Below are 9,232 nucleotides of genomic sequence, written 5' to 3'. Positions count from 1 at the left end.
CGACGGTGTCGGCGGTATCGGCTGTCGGAGAGATTTCGCTGACCGCCGGCTCGACGGCACCTTCAAGGGTCGCGGCACTGGCGCCAACCGGCTGTAGCAGCAGCAGCAGGCTGATCACTGGTATGAGCTGTTTAACGGCTAGTGGCATGTGACCTATGATTTCCCTGGAGATTTGATGATCATTACACGGCGAGGCACCTGCTTCGTGGCACAGCCGGAACATCCGGTGCAGCCGCCGCAGGCGCTGCCTGCCTTGTGACTGGCCTCCCGACCTGACGATCCGGCGCCGGCCGGCGCCAGTCCGAGGCGCTGTGCCCAGGCCACACAGCGTTCGGCAAGCGCCGCACGCAGAACGCCGGGCAGCAATCGCCGCGTCGCGTAGATGGTAGCGCAAATGACCGCACCGTAGACAATCCATTCTTCAAGCATGGCCAACTCCGGTCAGGACCAGGGCAATCCGGTAAGTCACAAAAGCCGCACCATACGCCAGCGCGAACAGGTAGCCGGCCATCAGCAGCGAATAACGCCACGAGCCGGTTTCGCGCTTGACCACGGCGAGCGTGGACAGGCACTGTGGCGAGAAGACGTACCAGGCAAGCAGCGAGAATGCCGTCGGCAGTGACCAACCCGCCGCCAACATGGGTGCGAGCGCTGTCGCGACGTCGTCGCCGGTCGCCGACAGCGCATAGACCGTGCCAAGGGCGCCGACCGCGACCTCGCGTGCTGCCATGCCGGGCACCAGGGCAATCGAGATTTCCCAGTTGAAGCCGACCGGAGCAAAGATCACCGCCAGCGCCCGACCGAGCATGCCGGCATAACTGTAATAGATCGCCGGGCCGCTGGCACCTTCCGGCGCCGCCGGGAAAGACGACAGGAACCAGAGTATCACCATCAGCGCCAGAATGATGTTGCCGACACGCATGATGAATATCCGCGCACGTTCGACCAGACCGAGCAGCAGGTTGCGAGCATGCGGCCAACGGTACGACGGCAATTCGAGCATCAGCGGATGTTGCTGGCCGCGACCAACCGTCAATTTGAGGACGCCGGCGACGGCCATCGCACTCACGATGCCGGCAACGTAGAGGACGAACAGCACCAGTCCCTGCAGGTTGAACACGCCAGCGACCGTGCTCTCCGGGATGAAGGCGCCGATGATCAGCGCGTACACCGGCAAACGCGCCGAGCAGGTCATCAGCGGCGCGATCATGATCGTCGCCAGCCGGTCGCGCCAATTGGAGATGGTACGCGCCGCCATGATGCCGGGGATGGCGCAGGCAAAGCTTGACAGCAGCGGAATGAACGAGCGGCCCGAGAGGCCGACAGTGCCCATCAGGCGGTCGAGCAGGAACGCTGCACGTGGCAGATAGCCCGAATCTTCAAGGGCAAGAATGAACAGGAAGAGGATCAGGATTTGCGGCAGGAACACCAGCACACTGCCGACCCCGGCAATGATCCCGTCAACCAGCAGGCTGCGCAGGATGCCCTCCGGCATCCGGGCCACGAGAAACTCGCCACCGGCTTCGACCCCCGCCTTGATCCACTCCATCGGCAGGCTGGCCCAACTGAACACCGCCTGAAACATCAGGAACAGCGTGCCCGCCAGAATGAGCATTCCCCATAACGGGTGCAGCACAATGCGATCGATATGCTCGTCGAGACGGGTGTCGATCGCCGGTTCGCGGACGGTGGCCGCGAGAATGCGCCGGACTTCGCGCTGGGTGGCGGTGACGTCGGCCACATCGGGCGGCAGCCAGGACGCCGGGTGAGCAGCCGTATCCGGCTGGATGGCTTCGAGCCGGGCAATCAGTTCCCTGGCACCGCCGCGCTTGACGGCGACGGTGCTGACCACCGGCATTCCCAGTTCGCGCTCGAGCGCAGGAACGTCGATGACGATGCCGCGTTTCGCCGCCAGGTCGGTCATGTTCAGTGCCAGAACGATCGGCAGACCCAGACGCTTGACTTCGAGAACCAGCCGCAGGTTGAGCTTGAGGTTGGTGGCGTCGCTGACACAGACGATCAGGTCGGGGCGCTGCTCATCGGCACGTGTTCCGAGGACCACGTCACGGGTGATTTCTTCGTCGATGCTGACCGCGTTGAGGCTGTAGGCCCCCGGTAAATCGAGAATGCGAAACTGTTTGCCAGACGGCGTGATGAGTTCTCCCTCCTTGCGGTCGACCGTCACGCCGGGATAGTTGGCGACCTTCTGCCGGCTGCCGGTCAGCAGATTGAACAGTGCCGTCTTGCCGCAATTCGGGTTGCCCAGCAGGGCCAGGTTGCAGCTTGCATGGGCAGTGCTCATGTCTTTTTTCCTCCCAGCGGAGCGACCAGAACGCGCTCGGCTTCAAATTTTCGTAAGGCAAACATCGTGTTGCCGACCCGCACCGCAACCGGATCACCACCCGGATGTCCGCGCGCCACGACGCGCACCCGCTCTCCGTCGAAAAAGCCGATCTCGAACAGCCGCAACGCCAGCGCCACGTCGGCGGCGTCGCCGCTGATGGCGTTGGGCCGGCTGCTTACGATGCCTTCCTGACCCAGCGGAAGGTCAAATAGCGGAATCAATTCTTGGGGATTCATGGAACCGGTATCTTTCTTCATGCGTATCTGCAATCTTCATCGAGTTGCGGGTGACAAGGCGCTGTGGGAAAGTGGCGACCGCTCCGCCAGACACCGTCAGCGTGACTGTTCCGGAGGCATGGTCGCCACCCTGCTCATTACCATTGCACTATACATGAGAACTATTCGCATTGACATAGGCCATAGACGATTTCGACGAAGAGGTTATCAACACCCTCTGTGGCCCCCCCGCCGCTTTCTGTCAACCCGTCTTATGAGGAGGGCTTCGGCAATCATCGCGAGATCGCTCGTACGGCCAACATACTGGACATAGAGGCACTGCTTCAAGAAAAGCTGCCAGCGTGATGATTTGTATGGCATAGTTCCGGAACTTGCAGACGACCTGACAGACGTAGCACGATGCACCTGAGCAAACATGACCTGTTCCAGATGAACGACAGGAGAACCGAATGCGAGCAGCGACCACTCCGATCATCCGCGACATCGTCCTGATCGGCGGTGGTCACAGCCACGTCGGCGTGCTGCGCATGTTTGCCATGCAGCCGTTGCCGGGTCTGCGCCTGACCGTGATCTGCACCGATACGGACACGCCGTACTCGGGAATGCTGCCCGGCTACATCGCCGGACACTACGATTTCGATGCCGTGCATATCGATCTGCGGCGGCTGGCCGAGTTCGCCGGCGCGCGCTATTGCCGCGACGAAGTGATCGGCATCGACCGCGCCGCACGCCAGGTACTGTGCCGCCAGCGGCCGCCGGTGCCCTACGATGCGCTATCGATCAACATCGGCTCGACGCCGCAGCTTGCGCGCGTCGATGGCGCTGCCGAGCACGCGGTACCGGTGAAACCGATCCGCCGCTTCAACGAACGCTGGCTGGCGCTGCTCGGGCGCGTGCGTGCGCACGCCGGGACGACGACGATCGCCGTGGTCGGCGCCGGTGCCGGCGGCGCCGAGCTGACGCTGGCCATGCAGTACCGGCTGCGCGGTGAACTGGCGGCGCTCGGACGCGATCCCGACGAACTTCGCTTTCACCTCTTCTCGGCCAGCGCGAGCATTCTGCCGACACACAACGCGGCGGTGCGCGGCGTCTTCGAGCGCGTCCTGACCGAGCGCGGCGTGACCCTCCATCGTCATTGCGAAGTCGTCGAAGTTGCCGCCGGCCATCTGCAGGTGCGCAGCGGCGAGATGTTCGCCGCCGACGAGATCGTCTGGGTGACCCAGGCCGGCGGCGCGCCGTGGCTGCGCGAGACCGGGCTGGCGCTCGACGGCGAGGGTTTCATCCGGGTCCGCAACACCCTGCAGAGCGAGACCGATCCGCTGATCTTCGCCGCTGGCGATTGCGCGTCGCTGATCGACCGGCCACTCGAAAAGGCCGGCGTCTTCGCGGTGCGCATGGGCAAACCGCTGGCCGAGAACCTGCGGCGAATCGTCCTGCGCCAGCCACTGCTCGCGTATCGCCCACAGCGACGCTGGCTGGCGCTGATCAGCACCGGCGACCGGCACGCGGTCGCCTCGCGCGGCTGGCTGTTTGCGCGCGGCGACTGGGTATGGCGCTGGAAGGACTGGATCGACCGACGCTTCATGCGCCGTTTCAGCGAATTCGCACCGATGGACGAGAACGCCGCGCCTGCACCGGCCGAGGCAATTCCACTCGACGCGGCCGAGCAGACGCAGGCGATCTCGGCGGTTGCCATGCGCTGCGGCGGCTGCGGCGCCAAAGTCGGTGCCACCGTGCTGTCACGGGCGCTGGCAAGGGTTCACCCGATCGCGCGCGACGACGTGCTGATCGGCCTGCACGCGCCCGACGATGCAGCGGTGCTGCGAGTGCCGCCGGGCAGTGCGCTGGTGCATACGGTCGATTTCTTTCGGGCCTTCATCGACGACCCCTGGCTTTTCGGCAGGATCGCCGCCCATCATGCGCTCGGCGACATCTTCGCGATGGGCGGCGCGCCGCAGTCGGCAACGGCGATCGCCACCGTCCCGCCAGGACTGGAGAGCAAGGTCGAGGACACCGTCTTCCAGATGATGGCGGGCGCCGTCGCGGTGCTCAACGAGGCCGGCTGTGCGCTGGTCGGCGGTCATACCGGCGAGGGTCGCGAACTGGCGCTCGGTTTCGCGATCAACGGGCTGATCGACGCAACCCTGGCCGGCGTCCTGCGCAAGGGCGGCATGCGTCCCGGCGATGCACTGATCCTCAGCAAACCGCTCGGCACCGGCACCCTGTTCGCGGCGCAGGCGCGGCTGCAGGCGCGCGGCCGCTGGATCGATGCGGCTTTGGAGTCGATGCAACAGTCGAACCAGGCGGCAGTGCCGTGCTTGATCGCGCACGGCGCGAGCGCGTGCACCGACCTCACCGGCTTTGGTCTGCTCGGACATCTGGTCGAGATGACTCGCTCGTCGGGGGTAGACGCCGAGATCGACCTGGCCGCGCTGCCACTCCTCGAGGGGGCCGCCGAAACCGTTGCAGCGGGAATCGTCAGTTCGCTGCAGCCGGCCAACGTGCGCCTGCGCCGCGCACTGCGCAACCAGCCCGAAGCGCTGCATCACCCGAATTACCCGCTGCTCTTCGACCCGCAGACCGCCGGCGGACTGCTCGCCAGCGTGCCGGCGGAACAGGCCGCGGACTGCATCGCCGCGCTGCGCGGCCTGGGCTACACGCGGGCGATCTGCATCGGGCGCGTGCTGCCGGCCAGCGAGGCGGTGGAACCAATTACACTGCGCACCTGACCAAGAGATGCACAAAGCCTGCACGCCCTGGCGGCAAGCCGCCCTTCCCCGCACCAACCTGCCATCCACGGAGAACCGACCATGATGCTTTTGCCCCGCCTGATTTCCCGCAGCGCCCTGGCGCTCGCCCTGATGCTCGGCAGCGCCGCAAGCTACGCCGAAAACCTGTTACGGGTCTCGGCGATCCCTGACGAGGCGCCGACCGAACTGCAGCGCAAGTTCAAGCCACTCGGCGAGTATCTCGAGAAGGAAACCGGCTACAAAGTGCAGTTCACGCCGGTCAGCGACTATGCTGCGGTGGTCGAGGGTCTGGCGGCGAAGAAGATCGATCTCGCCTGGCTCGGCGGGTTCACCTTCGTACAGGCAAAGCTGCGGACCGGCGGCGAGGCCATCCCGATCGTCCAGCGCGCAGAGGACGAGGTGTTCACCAGCAAATTCATTGTGCCGGCGAACAGCCCGGTCACGTCGCTCGTCGAACTGAAGGGCAAGACCTTCGCCTTCGGCTCGCCGTCGTCCACCTCGGGACACCTGATGCCGCGCTTCTACCTGCTCAAGGATGGCATCGATCCCGACAAGGATTTCAAGAACGTCGCCTTCTCCGGCGCGCATGACGCCACCGTCGCCTTCGTCGCCTCCGGCAAGGTCGAGGCCGGCGTGCTCAATGCTTCGGTGATGGACAAGCTGGTCGAGAAGGGCGATGCCAACGCCAAGCGGGTCAAGGTCATCGCCACGACGCCGCCCTACTTCGACTACAACTGGACGGTGCGCCCCGGTCTTGACCCGGCGCTGCGCCAGAAGATCACCCAGGCCTTCCTCAAGCTCGACCGGGCAGACCCGGCGCAGCGCGAACTGATGGAACTGCAGCGCGCATCGAAGTTCGTCCCGACCACGGCGGCCAACTACGATGGCATCGAACGGGCGGCGCGCAGCGCCGGGCTGATCAAGTAAGGGTGCGGCTTCCGCAGGCGTCGCAGCGACAGGGGAACGAGGAGGCAAGGACATGGCAAGCGAACTGACCGGCGTCGGACTGACGCACGGCAATGGTTTTCGCGCGCTGCAGCGAATCTCGCTGCGTCTTGCGCGCGGCGAGCGGGTGGCGGTGATCGGTCCGTCGGGCGCCGGCAAGACCAGCCTCACGCGGCTGCTCGGCAGTGCCTTGCGGCCCAGTGAGGGACGCCTGGAGATCCTCGGCGTCAACCCCTGGCAGGCGTCGGCCGGCGAATTGCGCCACCTGCGCGCGCGCATCGGCACCATCCACCAGGCGCCACCGATTCCGCCCCGCCAGCGCGTGATTACCGCGATCCTCGCCGGCCGGCTCGGCCACTGGCCGGTATGGAAGGGGCTTTGCTCGCTGGTCTATCCGGTCGACATCGACGGTGCGCAGGCGGTACTGGCGCGCTTCGACCTCGCCGACCGCCTGTTCGATCGCTGCGACCGGCTCTCGGGCGGCCAGTTGCAGCGCGTCGGGATCGCCCGCGTCCTCTACCAGCAACCTGACCTGATCCTGGCCGACGAACCGGTCTCGGCCCTCGACCCGACGCTCGCCGATGCCGCGCTCGGCGAACTGGTCGCCGACTCCGAGCGTCGCGGTGCCAGTCTGTTCGCTTCGCTGCACGCAGTCGACCTGGCACTCAAATGGTTTCCGCGCATCGTCGGTCTGCGCGCCGGCGAAATCGTCTTCGACCTGCCGACGGCGCGCGTCAGCGAAACGATGTTGCGCGAACTATACGCCGCCGAGGGCGGCGTACTGCCGACGCAGGCCCAGACACCGGTCGCACCGCGCGACGGCGCCGTTGACGCCGCGGGTACACCCGCCGACGGCCAGGTGGCGATCGCCGTCGTGCGCTTTGAGACCTGCCGCGGACGCTGAATTGAAGACGTTCGCCAGCCCCCTGTCGCCGGCCCGAGACCCGGACGCGCGCGCGCGTCTCGGCTGGACGGTGCTCGCCCTGGGGTTGCTGTGGCCGCTCCTGCAACTCGCCGAGTTCCGACCCTGGGCGCTGTTCGAGGGCAACAATCTACAGGTGATGGGCGCTTTCCTTGCCGGCTTTCTGCCACCCGAGACATCGACCGATTTTCTCGGCATCCTTCTCAAGGCTACGCTGGAAACGCTGGCGATGGCCACCGCCGGCATCGCGCTGGCCCTGCTCATCGCGGTGCCGCTGGCGATCCTGTGCACGCGCCCGCTGGCAGTGTCGCTGATCGGGCCGGGACCCGGCCACCGCGCTGGCAGCGCGCTACGTCTCGCCGGGCGCGCGCTGCTGACCTTTTTGCGCGCGATCCCCGAGATCGTCTGGGCGCTGATGCTGGTGCGCGTCTTCGGTCTCGGGCCAGCCGCCGGCGTGCTGGCGCTGGCGGTCACCTACGGCGGCATGCTCGGCAAGGTGTACACCGAGATTCTCGAATCGACCGACACCCGCCCTGCCCGCTCGCTGCTTGAAGCGGGCAGTGGCCGCTTCGCGGCGCTGGCCTACGGACTGCTCCCCAACGCGGCGCAGGAACTGACCTCCTACACCGTCTATCGCTGGGAGTGCGCGGTCCGCTCGTCGGTGATCATGGGCTTCGTCGGCGCTGGCGGGCTCGGGCAGTTGATGGACCAGTCGATGAAGATGCTGAACGGCGGCGAAGCCGCGGTGATCCTCCTCGTCTTCCTGTTGCTGGTGCTGCTCGCCGACGCGCTGAGTGCGACATTGCGCCGGGCGCTGGCATGAACGAGAACGGCGTTCAGGAGCCCTGTGCGACGCGCGGCGCCGCCGACTTCTGCCTGTCCTGCGTGCTCACCAGCGGCCTGCTGATCGCTGCCGTAGTGGCCAGCTTCGCCTATCTCGCGATCGATTTCGGCGCGCTGTTTTCGGCCGATTCGGCAGCCGCGATGGGGAAATTTGCCGCCTCCTTCCTGCCACCCGACCTCGACCCCGAATTCGTGCGCAAGACCGCCTGGGGCGCCTTGCAGACCTTCTCGGTGGCCATGGTCGGCACGCTGCTGGCGGCGCTGGCGGGACTGTTGCTGGCCCTGCCGGCGGCCGGGCGGCACGGAGTCGCCGCCACCCGGCTGTCGCGCTTTCTCCTCAATCTGTTGCGCAGTGTGCCGGAACTGGTCTGGGCGACGCTGATGGTGCTCGTCGCTGGCCTCGGCCCTTTCGCCGGTGCGTTGGCGCTGGCGCTGCACACCACCGGAGTGCTCGGCCGGCTGTTCGCCGAGGCGATCGAGAACGCGCCACGGCAGCCCGAGCAAAGCCTGCGCGAAGCCGGCAGCGGCGGCGTGCCGGCCTTCCTGTACGGAACGCAACCGCTGGTCTGGCCGCAATGCGTGGCCTACGGGCTCTACCGGCTGGAAATGAACATCCGCATGGCCGCCGTACTCGGCTTCGTCGGTGCCGGCGGCCTCGGCCAGATGCTCTATTATCACCTGTCGATCTTCCAGCAGGCACAGGCGGCGACGGTGCTGATCGCGATGTTCGTCCTGGTGCTGGCTGTCGACGCGCTGAGCGACCGCCTGCGCAAGCACATGGCGAGCGTTTGAGCCGGAACGACGGATATGATTTTATATTCGGAATTGCTGACGAGCGGCAGCCTGCCACCTGAACGGCCGTAGCGTGACCGTTTGGGTTCTCGGGGAAAGCAGAGAATATAGAGAACAGGCAGGCACCGATCGCAGACCGGCTCTGGCCGGACTATTGCGGTGAATATTGGCGGAGTGGACGGGGCTCGAACCCGCGACCCCCGGCGTGACAGGCCGGTATTCTAACCAACTGAACTACCACTCCGTGCTGCTGAACCATGCTTCTTCTGTGGTGTCGCGCTTGACAACCGGCGTCTGGAAAAGCCGTCGCGCTGTGCAAGCTGGGCATTATAGCAAATTTCGCCGGGTGAGCAAGGGGGGTGATGACAAACGGACAAACGGGTTTTTGGGAGAATGAGCG

The 9,232-nt window shown here is 65.9% G+C and carries 8 protein-coding genes and 1 tRNA gene; 5 read left to right on the top strand and 4 right to left on the bottom strand.

From position 1 onward, the window contains the following. Positions 1-153 precede the first annotated feature (153 nt). Genes CAPSK01_RS04195 through CAPSK01_RS04185 form a run of 3 tightly spaced genes read right to left on the bottom strand, consistent with a single transcriptional unit; the run spans position 154 to position 2,601 of the window. The gene (locus tag CAPSK01_RS04195; protein WP_034922901.1) at positions 154-429 is read right to left on the bottom strand and encodes a hypothetical protein; all 276 of its coding nucleotides are present in this window, start codon (positions 427-429) and stop codon (positions 154-156) included. Then, positions 422-2,302, bottom strand: coding sequence for a ferrous iron transporter B (locus tag CAPSK01_RS04190; protein ID WP_034922898.1), 1,881 nt, complete (start codon positions 2,300-2,302; stop codon positions 422-424). The genes CAPSK01_RS04195 and CAPSK01_RS04190 overlap by 8 nt, the downstream gene beginning before the upstream one ends. Beyond that, on the bottom strand, positions 2,299-2,601 hold the full coding sequence (locus CAPSK01_RS04185) for a FeoA family protein (RefSeq protein ID WP_273703061.1): 303 nt from the start codon (positions 2,599-2,601) through the stop codon (positions 2,299-2,301). The genes CAPSK01_RS04190 and CAPSK01_RS04185 overlap by 4 nt, the downstream gene beginning before the upstream one ends. Before the next feature lie 428 nt (positions 2,602-3,029). On the opposite strand from CAPSK01_RS04185, the gene selD reads away from it, so the two are divergent. The 5 genes from selD to phnE all read left to right on the top strand — a co-directional run bounded on the left by selD (position 3,030) and on the right by phnE (position 8,832). Beyond that, positions 3,030-5,309, top strand: coding sequence for a selenide, water dikinase SelD (gene selD, locus CAPSK01_RS04180; RefSeq protein WP_034922895.1), 2,280 nt, complete (start codon positions 3,030-3,032; stop codon positions 5,307-5,309). Positions 5,310-5,390: 81 nt separating this feature from the next. Beyond that, positions 5,391-6,257 (top strand): putative selenate ABC transporter substrate-binding protein, encoded by an 867-nt coding sequence (locus tag CAPSK01_RS04175; protein WP_034922892.1) that lies wholly within the window; start codon positions 5,391-5,393, stop codon positions 6,255-6,257. 52 nt (positions 6,258-6,309) lie between these two features. Beyond that, positions 6,310-7,179: an ATP-binding cassette domain-containing protein gene (locus CAPSK01_RS04170; RefSeq protein WP_273703060.1), complete on the top strand. Its 870-nt coding sequence runs from the start codon at positions 6,310-6,312 to the stop codon at positions 7,177-7,179. Positions 7,180-7,201: 22 nt separating this feature from the next. Next, a complete protein-coding gene (locus CAPSK01_RS04165; protein ID WP_034923007.1) occupies positions 7,202-8,020 on the top strand; it encodes an ABC transporter permease in 819 nt (272 codons plus the stop codon). Further along, entirely contained in the window at positions 8,017-8,832 is an 816-nt protein-coding gene (gene phnE, locus CAPSK01_RS04160; protein WP_273703059.1) for a phosphonate ABC transporter, permease protein PhnE, read from the top strand. Before CAPSK01_RS04165 ends, phnE begins: the two co-directional genes overlap by 4 nt. A 167-nt stretch (positions 8,833-8,999) precedes the next feature. Here the strand turns inward: phnE and CAPSK01_RS04155 are convergent. Next, a tRNA-Asp gene (locus tag CAPSK01_RS04155) sits at positions 9,000-9,076 on the bottom strand. Between the last annotated feature and the right edge of the window lie 156 nt (positions 9,077-9,232).

This window comes from Candidatus Accumulibacter vicinus (genome assembly GCF_000584955.1).
GTDB lineage: Bacteria > Pseudomonadota > Gammaproteobacteria > Burkholderiales > Rhodocyclaceae > Accumulibacter > Accumulibacter vicinus.
The sequence above is the reverse complement of the archived record's forward strand: the minus strand, read 5'-3'. Positions and strand labels throughout refer to the sequence as shown.